The sequence below is a fragment of the Antarcticibacterium arcticum genome (genome assembly GCF_007993795.1).
Classification (GTDB): Bacteria; Bacteroidota; Bacteroidia; order Flavobacteriales; family Flavobacteriaceae; genus Gillisia; species Gillisia arctica.
This window is the reverse complement of sequence record NZ_CP042476.1, coordinates 3,097,450-3,113,981: the sequence shown is the minus strand read 5'-3', so window position 1 is coordinate 3,113,981 and position 16,532 is coordinate 3,097,450. Positions and strand designations below refer to the sequence as shown.

Sequence of the window (16,532 nt, the reverse complement as noted above, 5' to 3'; positions counted from 1 at the left end):
AAATCTTTTTTTATTCCCTGTAAAAAGCCTGTGTTCACCCCGAAGTTTCTCATTTCCATTTTTTCCTTTCCCCTCAATTTGCCAATTCTAAAAGTTAATTTGAAAAACATTTTTATAAGGGTTTAAGAATAAATTAAGAAATGTTTGACAAAAAATTGGGATCTGACTTCATATGATACAAGTAGTTTTAGAGATTCTGAGGTTGAAAAGCGTATTTGGTTTTAAATTTTAACATTTATAAAAGGTTCCAAATCCCTTCTTTTTTATCTCATTAATAACTTAACTAACTTAAAATTTACAGAATGATCAAACAACTACTAAAGAGCCCTACCTTTTTATTTGTTTTTTGGAGTTTAGGAATTTGCTCCCTTCAGGCTCAAACATCTACCGAACAAATTACCGAGAATTTACGCAACGAATCCCGGGTTAAAAGTTTTATAATGGACCCGGTTCGGGAAACCCCTTCTCAAATTATTATGGATCACTCGGCAGCTCCTCTCTCTGTTTTTGACACTCCGGGTTTTCTAACAGAAATTTTGGGTCTTGCAGGGGAAACCACTTTCATACTTGAAGCCACTACCAGCAACAATGGTTTTGATGTTCATAGATTTCAGCAATATTATAATGGAATTAAAGTTGAGCATGGGGTGTTTAAATCAATTTCCAGAAAAGATATAGTCCTCGCATATACTGCAGAATACTACAATTTGCCAGCCAGCCTTAACACTACTGCCAGCTTAAGTGAGGACGCAGCATTAAACAAAGCATTAGATCATATCGGTGCTTTAACCTACGCCTGGGAAACCCTCGATTTATTGGAGGATTCGCCGGAAAAAACCGCGGCTTATGCCGAGCTTTATCCTCAAGGGGAATTAGTACTGGTAGATAATTATGCTACTTCAAGCATTGACATTTCCCTGGCGTATAAATTTGATATTTATGCTGCTGAGCCCCTGTCCCGTGATGATGTGTATGTTGACGCAAATACCGGTGAGATCTTATTGGTTGATGCTATTATAAAACATGCAAATGGAATTCATACAAAAAATGATGTGGTAAAAACCCTGAAAAGCACAAAAAACCCGATTCCTGTACAAGTATTCTTAACAGGGTCTGGAGATACCAGATATGCAGGGAACAGGAATTTTGATACATCTAAAGATGAAAACGGAAATTTTATTTTAAAAGGTATTACACCCAGCGGTATTGAAAATGAAACATTTTCTTACGAAGGAAAAGGGGGATTACCTTTAAGTATTCCTGCACTCACTATGTTCGCTGAACCTATTGCCGATGGGGATAGCAGTCTCCTTCATTCTGAAACTGCAGATAACAACTGGACGGCAGCCGAGCACAGAAAAGACAATTTTTCAACCACAAATATTTATCCCATTTTCAATGAAACCAACAATGACGATGTAGCCCTGGATGCCCATTGGGGAGCAGAGGTTGTTCTGGATTACTGGAAAAATGTTCATAACAGGTTTAGCTATGACAACAAGGGAACAAAAGTTTTAAATTTTGTGCATTATGGGGATGCCTATGACAATGCTTTCTGGAATGGTTCGGCCATGACCTATGGTGATGGGAGTTACCAGGGAGGTACAAACCCAAATGGATCCTTTGCTCCACTTACTTCTATGGATGTTTGTGCCCACGAAATAGGACATGGGGTTTGTGAATTTACTGCAAACCTGGTTTACCAGAGAGAATCTGGCGCTATGAACGAAGGTTTTTCTGACATTTGGGCTGCAGCCGTAGAGAATTATGTGCTTACCCATATTGATGGCAGCCTTAATTATGACCCGTGGGGAATAGGTGAACAGATTGATGAGCGGGATGGAGGATTACAACCGGGAGAAGCAGGTGCCAGAGCTTTACGCTGGATGGATGACCCTAAAGCTGCAGGAGATCCAGATTCTTATGGAGGTCAAAATTGGATAGAACCTGAATGTGGAACTCCTACCCTGGCAAATGATCAATGTGGAGTACATACCAATAGCGGTGTGCTTAACAAATGGTACTACTTCATGGTTGCGGGGAGCGGACAGAACTTCTCACCGGGATTCCAAAAACAATCGGCCGATGATCAGGTTACAGATGCCGGGAACTCTTATACGGTAGTAGGATTAGGTTTTGAGAAATCCTCTCAAATTGCTTACATCGCAGAAACTATGCTTTCGCCTAATGCCAAATTTGCCGATATGCGCGCTACCTCAATTCTTGTGGCTCAAACGCTTTACGGAATTGGTTCTCACGAGGAGCAACAAACTACAAATGCCTGGCATGCTGTAGATATTGGAGATGCCTACAACACCGGGGAACCTAACACCATTACTTTCAATAATAAGAATATTCAAATCTATAATGAAGCCAATTTAGTAAATGGATGTGAAGACTTTAATACCTATTCCATAGCAATCCAGGGCGTGGAAGTATCTCCATCAGCTTCTATTTCCCTTAGCCTGGCTGGAAGTACCGCAACTTTGGGGGAGGATTTTGATCTTTCTACCCAAAATCTCACTTTTAATGGTTCTGAAATTAAACATATTGAGGTGACGGTATATGATGACGCTGTGATTGAAGGAAGTGAGTCCATAGTACTTTCCTTTGTTTATAATGGAGAATTTCACAAGCAGGAGTTTGGGATCTCAGATAATGATTTCGCTCCAAGAACAGGAAAAGAAACTTTTGATCTTTTACCTACTGAAGAATTTTCGGTTTCCGGAATTCCGGCAGGCTGGTCAATAGTTTCGGCAACTGAAGGTGTGAATACCTGGAAAACCAATGGTAACCTCACCGCAGCGGGGAAAGCTTATGTAACTGACGGGACAACTGATACCCCTTATTATGACCAACTATCTGGTTCAAATACCATTTTACGATCTCCTTTAATTAACGCTGCGGGAGCAAGTGATATTACGGTGAGTTTTAATTGGGAAGCAGGAGGAGAAACAGATCCCGATCCCAGTATACTGTATGATTATGGTGAATTTGTGTTCTCTCTAGATGGGGTAAACTATACTTCAGTAGAAAAATTTGTGGGAGATGCTGCGGGAGTGGCCCCGGCAAGTGGATTATTCAGCTTGCTCTTAAGTGAATTGGACGGTAAATCCTTCTATTTGGGCTGGAGATGGTTTAATGATACCCTGGTGGGTACAGAATTCAGTTTTACAATAGACAACGTAAAAATTACCGCGTTACCTGCCGGTATTGAAACTCAGGCCAATGATCAGGCAACAGCTACAGTACATACTGGAAGTACTGTTTATTTCTTAAGTGAGACAGACCAGGCGCTTATTGCTAAAATTGAAAATGCATCTGAAGATCTTGGTTGTGTAACCCTGGCCGTAATAGATGAAGGAAACAGCTTTCAAACATTTTCAAATATCTCTACCGCACGACCATCCAAAGCCTTCAGTATAAGCGCCACAAATGAGAATGCCCCCTATGATATCACCCTTTATTTTACTGATGACGAGTTAGCCGCTTTCGATGTTCCTGCTGAATTGATCCCTATAAAGGTTGACAGCCAAAATATTGACGACGCCAATGACAGACAGGGAAATTTCCAGCTCAACGGAGTACTCACTGAAGTAAATGCTGCAGATGGTTTTAGAGCCTTTACCGGAACTTTTAAGGGTTCAGGGACATTGAGTACTGTGAAAGATTTCGATTACTGTATAGCTGCACCCAGCCCCTGGAAAACAGCTGATATAGGGATTACGAATACAGCCGGAGATCTTTGCTATATGGATGGCACATTTGAGGTCACCGCTGCAGGAACCGGAATTTCAGGAAAATCTGATGCATTTCATTTTACTTACCAGGAACTTTCCGGAGATATGGAAATTATTGCGCGGGTAACAGGATTGCAAAGAACTACTGGTAGCGCCAAGGCGGCCGTGATGATAAGAGAAACTTTACAGGCCGACTCAAAATTTGCAATGACAACTATGAGTACCGGTTTAACCGGTGCTACCACTGGGTTTCAGTATAGAAAATCAACAGGCGGCACAATTACGGGAACTCCTCAGGCTTCTGCAATACCCCAATACATAAGAATTGTTCGCAATGGAAAAGATGTTTCCTCCTATGTATCATCAACAAATGGCAACTGGCAATTAATGGGTACCTTTAAATTCAATACAACGAGTGACCTATTTCTGGGCCTAGCAGTTACCTCGGGAGAAAGTGGAAATACCACGGTAGCCACTTTTGAAGAAGTGAGTGTTACAGGTACCCCACAAACCCAGGAAACACAAATGCTTGTTAGTGAGGAACCAGATTCTACCGCGAAACAGGATAAAACTCAGTTAACTTTGTATCCAAACCCAGCGGTGAACAATCTTAATGTTGAAATTGAAGATCACACCATAAGGCAAATTGCAATTTATGATGTATCCGGTAAGTTGATGAAGACCTACAACTTTAAATCTGTCAACAACAAGGAATCCATTGATGTCTCGGGCCTATATCAGGGCATGTATGTGCTTAAGCTTCAAACCGGAACCGGGCAATTTTTCAGCGAACAATTCCTAAAGGAATAAGTTAGCCTTAAATTTAAATTTTAGAAGCTGTCTCAAGAAACTGAGGCAGCTTTTTTTATAATGGCAATGAACATGCACTCTCCATAAAAACCGGAATCGTGAATTCTCATCCTATACAGAAATTGTAGAGGAAGTTTCAAACCTCTCTAAAAACAAAAAAGCCTCTTTCCAATAGTATGGAAAAAAGCTTCTCATTGGCTCAATACTAATAGAATTAGTATCTCAACCACATATCCCAAATAAATGGGACACACAACACAACTTCATTATAGCGCAAAAAAAAGCTCCAATTTCTTAGAGCTTGTTTTCTTTTGCAATTTTGCGGTCTGGACGAGACTCGAACTCGCGACCCCCTGCGTGACAGGCAGGTATTCTAACCAACTGAACTACCAGACCGTTGCTTGATTGCGAGGGCAAATATACAGCTGTTTTTATATTCCACAAACATTTTTTTTAATTTTGTTTCCAACCCCTCTTCCTACCCCTCTCAAATTTGTGTTTCTCAAATAGATAGCGCCAAAAAAAAATCTAATTATTTTTAATAATTAGAAAATTCACCGGTTATAAGCTCAAAAAAAGTTGAAACAAGGTACCCGGATCAACCAAATTTTTGGCGCTCTACCAGATATGTGGTGAGTATCTTCTCAAAATCTTCCCCAATATCTGCCTGCACATATTTAATCCTGTATTTGGCGCACTGCATTTTCAGGGCCGTAAAATATTCGGCCACTGCCGTGGTGTAGGTTTCCCTGTAATTATCGGCATAAAGGTCTATATGGGCTCCTGTCTCCACATCTGTAAAACGCCGGGGAGCATTGTCGAACTCAAAGTCCAGTTCCTTTTTTTTATCTACCACATGAAATAATACCACCTCATGTTTATTGTATTTTAAATGCTTCAGCGCTTCAAAAAGTTCTTCTTCCTCCTTATCTGCCTGAAACATATCTGTAAACAGAAATACCAGCGAACGGCGTTTGAGTTTTTCCGCTATGAGATGCAGGTGGGTATAACTGTCTGTAGCAGTATTTTCTGATGAAGTTGATACTACCCTCTCCAGTTCATTCAACAACATTTGGTGATGCCGCTCACTCCCTTTTTCGGGTGCATAGAAATCATAAGTGTTACTGTAAACACTAAGGCCAACGGCATCCCGTTGTCTTTTCATTATTTGCATAATAGAGGCCGCCGCCAGAACCGAAAAACCTATCTTATTAAGGCTATTCCTGTTTAAAGTTGCCATTTTGGGGTAATGCATGGAAGAGGAATTGTCAATGATAAGGTGACACCGTAAATTAGTCTCTTCTTCATATCGCTTCGTGAACAATTTATTGGTTTTGGCATACAGTTTCCAGTCTATATGCTTCGTGCTTTCCCCCTGATTATAAATTTTATGTTCGGCAAATTCTGCAGAAAACCCGTGAAACGGACTTTTATGCATGCCGGATATAAACCCCTCTACCACCTGCTTTGCAAGTAGTTCCAGATTGGTGAATTTTCCGGCTTTATGTACTTCCTGTTGTATATTCATCTTAAAACATTCACTTACCAATTCTAATGCGAAGCAATTGATACTTACTAAGATAATTATTAAAAACAAAAAGGTCCTGCATCACAGCAGGACCTTTTTATAATTTATGTCTATATATTACAACAAAGCATCCAATGCTTCTGCATAGGTGGTTTTTGGTGCAACTCCAACCTGGCGGCCTACTACTTCTCCATTTTGGAAAATAAGCACTGTGGGGATATTTCTTACTCCGTATTTTGCGGCAAATTCCTGGTTGGCATCTACATCAAGTTTTCCAACCACTGCTTTCCCATCATAGTCCTTGCTAATATCGTCAATGATTGGACCTACCATTCTACAAGGTCCACACCATGCCGCCCAAAAATCTACCATTACAGGCTTATCACTTTTTAGTACGGTTTCTTCAAAATTAGCATCTGTTATTTCTAAAGCCATAATATTTGTTTTTCTGTTTGTATTATATGTAAAAATAGTCATTTTTTTTTCTAATCCTTACGCTGCAATCTATAGGATTTGGCTATTAACGTATTGTATAGTTTTATTTGTATTTATTTTTTAACCATCAAAACTTTTCTCCCGCCCATCTTAGCTCATTCCCTTAAAGCGATAGGGTAGGATTAATTTAGTTTATAATGCACCTGCACTTCCTCCAGGGCATCAAGCAATTCCTGCGAAATCTTAACTTTTTGTTTTCTACTGGTCATTGAAACTTTAACCTGTTCCTTCATTTCATAGATCACAAAATTCAAATTATGATCTCCCCGGTGTGCCTTAATTATATCTTTCAAAGATTCTATTTGTTGCTCCTGGAGATGATTAATATCCATTTGAATGGTAAGCTTTGTGGCATACATATCCATCACATCATGCAGCAGCTGGAAATTGTTGAACTGAAGCCTGGGTTCACCTTTGACTCCCGTTTCACGATTTGTCCAGCCTTCTTTCACCATTGTTTTCACATATACAAAGTTGTTTGGAACAAGGAAGTGCTGATGTTTCAGGTATTCCTCGCCAAATATTCTGAATTCAAAAGAATCTGAATAATCTTCTATTGTAAAAGATGCCCATCCTTTGCCCTGTTTGGACATGCGATGCTGCACTTCTGAAATTACACCACCAAAGGCCATTTCCCGGTTTACAAATGTTTCCAGGTTATAAAAATCGGAAACCTTGGCAGTACAGAAATAATTCATTTCGGCTTTGAAATCGTCCAGAGGATGGCCCGAAATATATATTCCCACCACCTCTTTTTCGCGCTTCAGTTTTTCCATGGTCCCCCATTCCTCGCAGGGTGGCACTACAGGCTCGGGAATCTGTACGTCACTGGCTTCCCCAAAGAGACTCACCTGGGCCGAATTTTCACTTTCCTGATATCTTGCCGCGTACTTCACTGCTTTTTCCAAAAAGGTAATTCCATCTCCATCTGCATGGAAATATTGGGCCCGGTGATTTCCGAACCCATCAAATCCGCCAGCAAGTGCCAGGTTTTCCAACGCTTTTTTATTGGCCGCCCGTAGATCGATACGTTTTGCCATATCAAAGATAGACTTGTAAGGGCCACTTTCGGTCTTTCGGTTTTCTATAATAGTAGCTACCGCACCAGATCCTACACCTTTGATAGCCCCCATTCCAAAACGTACCGCGTATTCCTTGTTTACAGAGAATTTGTAGTAAGATTCATTCACATCTGGCCCCAAAACCTTTAATTTCATTCGCTTGCACTCTTCCATAAAGAAAGTCACCTGCTTAATGTCACTCATATTATTGGAAAGCACTGCGGCCATATATTCAGCAGGATAATGTGCTTTTAAATAGGCTGTTTGATAAGCGATCCAGGCATAACAGGTGGAGTGGGATTTATTGAAAGCATACGAAGCAAAAGCTTCCCAATCTTTCCATATTTTCTCCAGGATCTCTTTAGGATGACCTTTAGCTTCCCCGCCATCCAGAAACTTTGGTTTCAGCTTTGCCAGCAGGTCTACCAGTTTCTTACCCATGGCCTTCCTTAGCATATCGGCTTCACCCTTGGTAAATCCTGCTAGCTTTTGAGAAAGCAACATCACCTGCTCCTGGTAAACGGTGATCCCGTAGGTTTCCTTGAGATATTCTTCCATATCGGGAAGATCATAGGCTATTTCTTCCTCCCCATGTTTTCGCTTAATAAAGCTGGGGATATATTCCATTGGACCCGGCCTGTAAAGGGCGTTCATCGCAATAAGATCGTCAAACACAGTTGGTTTAAGGTCCTTCATGTGTTTTTGCATTCCGGGCGATTCATATTGAAAGATCCCTACTGTTTCCCCGCGTTGGAAAAGTTCATAGGTCTTTACATCATCCAGGGGGAAATTATCGGGATCAAGGTCTATATCATGTCTCCCTTTTACAATTTTTACCGTGTCTTTTATAAGGGTAAGGGTTTTCAGGCCCAAAAAGTCCATTTTCAGCAAGCCTGCGCTTTCTACTACCGAGTTGTCAAACTGGGTAACATAAAGATCTGAATCCTTGGCGAGGGCTACGGGAACAAAGTTGGTAATATCGCTGGGAGTAATAATCACCCCACAGGCGTGAATACCGGTGTTTCTTACAGAGCCTTCCAGGATCCTGGCCTGGTTTACTGTTTGTGCTTCCAGGTCGTCCCCATCGGCAATATTAAGAAGTTCATTCACCTTTTCAAGATCCTCACTTCTAAATCTCTTTTTTAATTCCTTTTCATCTACCCCAAAGATCTTCCCAAGCTTAGACATGTTGGGGATTAGCTTGGAGATCCTGTCGGCCTCATTCAAAGGCAGGTCCAGTACCCTGGCGGTATCCCTGATGGCCGATTTTGCCGCCATGGTACCATAGGTAATAATTTGAGCCACCTGGTTGGAGCCGTATTTTTTAATAACGTAGTCCATAACCCGGCTACGGCCTTCATCATCAAAATCAATATCAATATCGGGCATGCTTACCCTGTCCGGATTCAGGAATCTCTCAAAAAGCAGGTCATACTTTAGCGGGTCAATATTGGTGATCCAGAGACAGTATGCTACCACACTTCCCGCTGCCGATCCCCTACCCGGGCCCACCGAAACATCCATTTGCCGTGCAGCCCTTATAAAATCTTCGGTAATCAAAAAGTACCCGGGATACCCCGTTTTTTCAATTACACTAAGTTCAAAATCCAGCCTGGTCCTGATTTCCTCGGTAATCTCTGGATATCGCTTTTTGGCGCCTTCATAGGTTATATGCTTTAAATAGGCATTTTCACCTCTCTTACCACCATCAATTTTGTCTTCTTCCACCAGAAATTCCGCAGGAATATCAAAGGCAGGTAACAATACATCCCGGGCCAGCTCATAAGATTCTATTTTATCTACAACCTCCTGAATATTGGAAATTGCCTCCGGGAGGTCCTTAAACAGGGATTTCATCCCTGCATCTGTCTTAAAATAATATTCGTTATTCGGCATTCCATAACGATACCCACGGCCACGGCCTATAGGAGTGGCCTGCTTTTCCCCATCTTTTACACAGAGTAAAATGTCGTGAGCATTGGCATCCTCCTGGGCGCGATAATAGGTATTATTGGTAGCAACAATTTTTACATCGTGTTTCTTGGAAAATTGCAACAGCACCTCGTTCACCCGGTTCTCCTCCTCCTGGTTATGCCGCATTAATTCGATATAGAGGTCTTCGCCAAATGTTTCTTTCCACCAGATCAAAGCTTCCTCTGCCTGGTTTTCACCTACGTTCAAAATCTTTCCCGGAACTTCCCCATAAAGATTCCCGGTAAGAACAATTAGGTTATCCTTATATTTTTTGATCACTTCCCTGTCTATACGCGGGACGTAATAAAAACCCTCTGTATAGGCAATGGAGGCCATTTTAGCCAGATTGTGATAGCCCTGTTTGTTCTTGGCCAGGATCACCACCTGGTAACCGTTATCTTTCCGGCTTTTATCTGTGTGGTCTTCACATACAAAGAACTCACAGCCCAAAATTGCCTTTAAAGGCCTGGCCGTGGCGGGTTCATTGTTAGCCAGGGCAGCCTCATTTTTGGCTTTTATCCCCCTGTTATAATTGCCAACTTCCTTCACAAAATGAAAGGCACCCATCATATTACCATGGTCTGTAAGTGCTACGGCGGGCATATTTTCATTTCCCGCAGCCTGGATAAGTGCGGGAATACTCATAGTAGATTGTAAAATTGAAAACTGGGAATGATTGTGCAAATGTGAAAACCTTACCTCATCCAGTTTTTCAAGGTTTTCCTTTATTTCTTCGGAAGATATAACCTCAACGCCTTCGGCCTTCTGAAGTTTTTTCCTTATTTCTTCGGAAGCTTTTTTAAGATTGATATGTTTTAAACCTATAAGCTGAATAGGTTTTGGATTGGCTTCTGAAAAATTTTGAAAATAGTCCGTGGGAACATCGAGTTCTTCTTTTGTAAAGACCTCTTTTCTTATAAGCTCCAGGAAACAACGGGTGGTTGCTTCCACATCGGCAGTGGCATTATGTGCTTCGGCAAATGGTTGCGAAAAAAGCTCCTGATGAAGCTCTGTAAGGGTTGGCAGTTTAAATTTGCCGTAGCGGCCACCGGGAAGTTTACAGAATTCGGCTGTTTTCTCTGTACAGGTATCCAGCACAGGAAAATTTTCCAGCGGATTTTCCTGGCCTTCCCGCAGGTATTCGGCGCCCATAATATTAAGGTCAAATCCTACATTCTGGCCCACCACAAATTTTGTCCTGCTCAGGGCGATCCGGAATTTCTCCAAAACTTCGGTTAAAAGAATTCCTTCTTCTTCAGCAAGCCCGGTAGAGATCCCATGAATTTTTTCAGCATCAAAAGGGATATTGAAACCGGTTGGCTTTACAAGATAATCCTGATTCTCTATGAGGTTCCCCATTTCATCATGCAACTGCCAGGCAATTTGAATACACCGCGGCCAGTTGTCAAAATCTGTAAGTGGTGCATCCCATCTCTTGGGAAGGCCGGTAGTTTCAGTATCAAAAATCAGGTACATGTAATATGGAATATTTTATTTCCGGCTGATTATCAGGGATGGGCAACCGGAAGTTGAGGGACAAACTTTCGGCTTAAAAATAATAAAATTTACACGTTGACAGGGAAGACCCGGGGAGGATTTATTAACTAAATATTTGAATAAATAAAAAAACCTTCCAGATTATGCGCTATCACACAACCTGGAAGGTTTTCGGCTAATTCAAACTCAATTTTTATTTATTGGAAGCTCTTAACTCCAATGATTGTACTTTATTTAATGCTGCGGTTATGGCATTACGCTGTTTCATTAGAACATTTTGTGTAGAAGGCGGCATATCAACATCTTTCATTACCTCATTATACTCTTCTACCGCGGCTTTTTCTCCTCTTATAGTTTCCTCCAGGATGGCTTCTTCTTTATTTGGAGAAATATGGCTTTTTAAATTCATCCAGGACCGCATCACATCTCCGGTAAAACTGGAACCTTTTTCAGGGCTTTCTCCAAAATTTCTAATTTCAGATTTTAACTCGTGGCCAAAATCGTATCGTTCTTGTGCTCTTTCATTAAAGAATGATTTCAATTCCGGATTCTCTACATTTTCGGCAGCATATTTATACCCTTTTTCAGTATCATAATTTTTTTCCAGCAAGTTGTTTAACTTATCTGCAACTTCTTCAGCATATTTCATAATCAAAGATTTTTAATTTCAACACTCCCAAATTTACAAGCTCCCTGTAAGCTTATCACACTATTTAACAGGGTTTAATATTCCTTAAGGTTGGTTTTAACATAGGCTGGGAATTTTGCGAGCCAGAGTTAAATTTCTTTAGATTCAGGTTGGCCTCCACACCCGTTTTGTAACTTTATTTTTTTATTTATCTTTAAGTCAGAAAACTATGTCTTGATTAAAATAATATAGTATCTTTGCGCCCTTATTAATAACAGAGGTCGGGGACCTCACAAATTAATCATTATGCCTGTAAAAATTAGATTACAAAGACACGGTAAAAAAGGAAAACCTTTTTACTGGATCATCGCTGCCGATTCCCGTTCACCACGTGACGGAAGATACCTTGAAAAAATAGGTGTTTACAATCCTAACACCAATCCTGCAACTATCGAGCTTGATGTTGACGGTGCGGTAAAATGGTTACAAAACGGAGCGCAGCCAACTGATACTGCCCGTGCCATTCTATCTTACAAAGGCGTCCTTCTTAAAAATCACCTTACCGGTGGTGTGAAAAAAGGAGCTCTTACTGAAGAACAAGCCGAAGAGAAATTCCAGGCCTGGGTGAATGAAAAAGAAGACAAAGTATCTGCTAAAAAAGATGGTTTGAGCAAAGAGCAGGAAGCTGCCAAGAAAAAAGCTCTTGAAGCCGAAAAAGAAGCAAATACAAAACGTGAAACTGCCGCTAATGAAGCTGCCGAAGCTGCTGCTAAAGCAGAAAAAGGTGAAGCTGAAGAAGAAGTTGTGAACGAAGGTGCAGAAACTGCTGAAGAGGCTGCTGCAGAAGAGAAAAAAGAAGCTTAATTTACTTCACTGGCGATGACTAAAGAGGAATGTTTCTATTTGGGTACTATCGTTAGTAAATTCAGTTTTAAGGGAGAGGTCTTGATTAAACTCGATACCGATGAACCCGAAGCTTACACAAATATGGAATCGGTTTTCGTTGACTACAACGACAATCTGGTTCCATATTTTATTTTAAAAAGTTCCCTTCATAAAAGCGACCTGCTACGGGTTAAATTTGAAGATATGGATACCGAGGATGATGCCGATGAACTTATGCGTTGCGACATCTACCTGCCACTCTCTGAACTTCCTGAACTGGAAGACGATAAATTCTACTTCCACGAGGTTATTGGATATACTGCTGATGATATCAACTACGGAAAGATTGGCGTAATTAAAAGCATTAACGACAACCGGGCACAACCCTTATTTGAAATTGAGCACTACGGAAAAGAGATCCTTATTCCGGTAAATGATGATTTCATCTCCAAAGTTGACAAAAAGAACAAGACCATTTATTTTGATACTCCGGAAGGCTTGATTGATATTTACTTGTAATCCCTCTACCCCATAAGGAGGAGTTAAAATTCCAGGTTCAAGGATTAAAGTTCAAGGTTATATTTTTTATTCTATAGAATAGTTTTTTACTCAATACTCACTCCTCAATACTCACTACTATCTCCGGCCAGGCATTTAAATTCAAACAATTCACAATAGAACAGGATCGCTGTGCGATGAAGATAGGCACAGACGGGATTTTGCTTGGCGCATGGGTGGAACTGCACAATCCTTATTCTATTTTAGACATTGGCGCCGGAACAGGGGTTATTGGCCTTATGTTAGCGCAGCGCAGTGATGCAGGGCTTATAGACGCTATTGAAATAGATGATGATGCGTATGAACAATGCGTAGATAATTTTGAAAATTCGCCCTGGGGAGACCGGTTGTTTTGTTATCATGCATCGCTCGATGAGTATGCTGAAGAAATGCAGGACGAAGAAAAATATGATCTCATAATTTCCAATCCGCCGTTTTATGCTGAAAATTATAAGACCGAAAACGAATCGAGGAATTTAGCACGGTTCTCAGATTCTCTTCCCTTTGGAGACCTGCTGGAATATGCGACTTCCCTCCTTTCAGATCAAGGAGCGCTGGCGGTGATCATTCCTTTTACGGAAGAAGTGAACTTTCTGAAAATAGCCAAAAGCTACAATTTATTCCCGAGCAGGATCACCAGAGTGCGCGGCACCCAGGATTCTCCCATTAAAAGAAGTTTACTGCAATTGTCATTTTCAGAAAAAGATATAAGTGAAGATGAACTTATCATCGAAATTACCCGCCATGAATACACGCTTGAATATATAGAGCTGGTTAAGGATTTTTATCAAAAGATGTAGAAGGAATTTTTCCCGGAATCAGCGTCTTATCCGTGGCTTCCGAAAAGGTTCATTAAAATGCTTAGTTGAATTTAAGGATCTGTATGCGGTACCTAACGGCACAGATTTATATGGTTATATCAATTTTCTACCCCTTGACAGTCCCTACCGGACTTAATAATGCTTATATTATATTTCTGAATTTAAACCCTGATAGTTGCGATTTGTCTTTTATCTCTTCAGCCCATGGAACGGTAGAGAATAAAATTACAGATTAAACATTTGTCCCCTAGGGAACACCATATGGGTAGAAAAAGAGAATAAACCTCCAATCACCGTGCCTTTAGGTACGGAATCATAGACACAGAAAATGGCAAACACCTATACACAAGTTCACATCCAGGTTATATTTGCAGTACAAAACAGACAAGGTTTAATTCAAAATTCCTGGAAGGTTGAATTATATAAATACATTACCGCAATAATCCAAAATCACAACCATAAAGTCTTGCAAATAAATGGAATGCCAGATCATATCCATATTTTAATAGGTATGCGACCTACCCAATCGCTATCTGATTTGATGAAACAAGTAAAACAAAATTCCTCAAAATGGATAAATAATAAAGGAATTATAAACGGTAAATTTTCCTGGCAATCTGGATATGGTGCTTTTTCTTATTCTAAAACTGATTTACCCCGCGTTATGAGGTATATTCAAAATCAGGAAGAACATCATAAAACCAAAACGTTTCTGGATGAATATGTTGCACTTTTGCAAACACACGAGGTAGATTATGATGAGCAATATATATTTAAACCAATTGAATAAATATATGCTGTACCTACGGCACAGGTTTCTATTTATATTTATATATTTTACCAATATATCGTCCCTACGGGACATATAAAATTTGAATTTGAAGAAAATCACTTAAACAGGTGCATCTAAATTCATAGCAATCGAACGGGCTTTGAAGCACTAAACGGTGCCGGATATGTTTTTTTATACTCTCACACGTCAGACTCCGTTTAAACTTTAAATCAGAAAAAGCATATCCCCAATCCTTTTGGTATGAAGAAAAATACAATGCCAATATTCTGTATGGGACATCTTATGGGTGGATTATGAGAATAAATACCAAATCCCCGTGCCTTTAGGTACGGAATATAAATATGCAGGAGACCCAATTAATACTTGACGGTTAGAGTTTTCTAATAATGATAAGATAGACCATCAGGCAAGAACTACAAGAAACCCCAATAATAAACCATATTAATAACCGGTTTTAGAAATTCCACTGAAAATACTGCTTGTCCCTAATTGCAGTTTCCTTAAATTTACTCTTCAGAATAACAATAAATAATTAACAATGAAACCAGATCTATTTCAGGCCCCCGATTATTATAACCTTGACGACCTGCTTACTGACGAACATAAAATGGTGCGTGATGCTGCCCGCGAATGGGTAAAGCGCGATGTTTCCCCAATTATTGAAGAGGCAGCACAGGATGCGAAATTTCCAAAATCAATCATAAATGGTCTTGCTGAAATTGGGGCTTTTGGCCCTTATATCCCTGAGGAATATGGCGGCGCGGGACTGGACCAGATTTCTTATGGGCTCATTATGCAGGAAATTGAACGGGGCGACAGCGGGGTGCGCTCCACAGCTTCTGTACAATCTTCCCTGGTGATGTATCCTATCTATAAATACGGAAACGAGGAACAACGCAAAAAATACCTTCCAAAACTCGCCAGCGGGGAATGGATGGGCTGTTTTGGGCTTACAGAGCCAGATCACGGTTCCAATCCCGGCGGAATGACCACCAATTTTAAAGATAAAGGAGATCATTATTTACTCAACGGAGCAAAGCTCTGGATCTCCAATTCCCCTTTTGCCGATGTAGCAGTGGTTTGGGCCAAAGATGAAAATGACAGGATCCACGGCCTGGTAGTAGAACGTGGTATGGAAGGGTTTTCTACCCCCGAAACCCACAATAAATGGTCTTTACGTGCCAGTGCAACCGGAGAGTTGATCTTTGACAACGTAAAAGTTCCTAAAGAGAATTTGCTTCCCAATAAAAGCGGACTTGGAGCTCCCCTGGGGTGCCTTGATTCTGCCCGCTTCGGGATAGCCTGGGGAACCATAGGTGCAGCAATGGATTGTTATGATACTGCATTACGATATGCAAAAGAAAGAATGCAATTTGGAAAACCTATTGCCGGGTTCCAGCTGCAGCAGAAAAAACTTGCTGAAATGATCACAGAGATCACCAAAGCCCAGCTTCTCGCCTGGCGCCTTGGAGTGCTACGTAACGAAGGGAAAGCAACTTCAGCCCAGATATCTATGGCCAAGCGAAACAATGTAGCCATGGCTCTAAACGTGGCCAGGGAAGCCCGCCAGATATTAGGAGCAATGGGTATTACCGGTGAATACAGCATCATGCGCCATATGATGAATCTGGAGAGCGTAATTACATATGAAGGGACACACGATATCCATTTATTGATCACAGGAATGGATATTACCGGAATTTCCGCTTTTAAATAGCAGTAAAAATATAGCTTTAATGCAA

General features: G+C 40.7%; 10 protein-coding genes and 1 tRNA gene. 6 read left to right on the top strand and 5 right to left on the bottom strand.

Features of this window, described 5'->3' with window-relative positions; genetic code table 11:
* Window positions 1-302 precede the first annotated feature (302 nt).
* A complete protein-coding gene (locus FK178_RS14090; protein ID WP_146836619.1) occupies window positions 303-4,550 on the top strand; it encodes a M4 family metallopeptidase in 4,248 nt (1,415 codons plus the stop codon).
* Between the two features lie 322 nt (window positions 4,551-4,872).
* Here the strand turns inward: FK178_RS14090 and FK178_RS14085 are convergent.
* From FK178_RS14085 to FK178_RS14065, 5 genes are all read right to left on the bottom strand, one after another.
* A tRNA-Asp gene (locus FK178_RS14085) sits at window positions 4,873-4,946 on the bottom strand.
* A 202-nt stretch (window positions 4,947-5,148) separates the two neighbouring features.
* On the bottom strand, window positions 5,149-6,078 hold the full coding sequence (locus FK178_RS14080; RefSeq protein ID WP_146836616.1) for a DUF58 domain-containing protein: 930 nt from the start codon (window positions 6,076-6,078) through the stop codon (window positions 5,149-5,151).
* Window positions 6,079-6,195: 117 nt separating this feature from the next.
* A complete protein-coding gene (trxA, locus tag FK178_RS14075; RefSeq protein WP_146836613.1) occupies window positions 6,196-6,513 on the bottom strand; it encodes a thioredoxin in 318 nt (105 codons plus the stop codon).
* A 182-nt stretch (window positions 6,514-6,695) separates the two neighbouring features.
* The gene (gene dnaE / locus FK178_RS14070) at window positions 6,696-11,084 is read right to left on the bottom strand and encodes a DNA polymerase III subunit alpha (RefSeq protein ID WP_146836610.1); all 4,389 of its coding nucleotides are present in this window, start codon (window positions 11,082-11,084) and stop codon (window positions 6,696-6,698) included.
* A 214-nt stretch (window positions 11,085-11,298) separates the two neighbouring features.
* Complete coding sequence (locus FK178_RS14065; RefSeq protein WP_146836607.1) at window positions 11,299-11,754, bottom strand: ferritin-like domain-containing protein; 456 nt, start codon at window positions 11,752-11,754, stop codon at window positions 11,299-11,301.
* 285 nt (window positions 11,755-12,039) lie between these two features.
* Between FK178_RS14065 and FK178_RS14060 the strand changes: the two genes are divergently transcribed.
* The 5 genes from FK178_RS14060 (at window position 12,040) to FK178_RS14040 (ending at window position 16,507) form a co-directional block, all read left to right on the top strand.
* The gene (locus FK178_RS14060; protein WP_146836604.1) at window positions 12,040-12,597 is read left to right on the top strand and encodes a 30S ribosomal protein S16; all 558 of its coding nucleotides are present in this window, start codon (window positions 12,040-12,042) and stop codon (window positions 12,595-12,597) included.
* A gap of 15 nt (window positions 12,598-12,612) precedes the next feature.
* Window positions 12,613-13,137 carry a ribosome maturation factor RimM gene (gene rimM, locus FK178_RS14055; protein WP_146836601.1) on the top strand — a complete coding sequence of 175 codons (525 nt, stop codon included), beginning with the start codon at window positions 12,613-12,615 and terminating at the stop codon, window positions 13,135-13,137.
* Window positions 13,138-13,256: 119 nt separating this feature from the next.
* Entirely contained in the window at window positions 13,257-13,976 is a 720-nt protein-coding gene (locus tag FK178_RS14050) for a tRNA1(Val) (adenine(37)-N6)-methyltransferase (protein WP_146836599.1), read from the top strand.
* Window positions 13,977-14,325: 349 nt separating this feature from the next.
* The gene (gene tnpA / locus FK178_RS14045; RefSeq protein WP_146836597.1) at window positions 14,326-14,787 is read left to right on the top strand and encodes an IS200/IS605 family transposase; all 462 of its coding nucleotides are present in this window, start codon (window positions 14,326-14,328) and stop codon (window positions 14,785-14,787) included.
* A 541-nt stretch (window positions 14,788-15,328) separates the two neighbouring features.
* Complete coding sequence (locus FK178_RS14040; protein WP_146836594.1) at window positions 15,329-16,507, top strand: acyl-CoA dehydrogenase family protein; 1,179 nt, start codon at window positions 15,329-15,331, stop codon at window positions 16,505-16,507.
* Window positions 16,508-16,532: the final 25 nt, after the last annotated feature.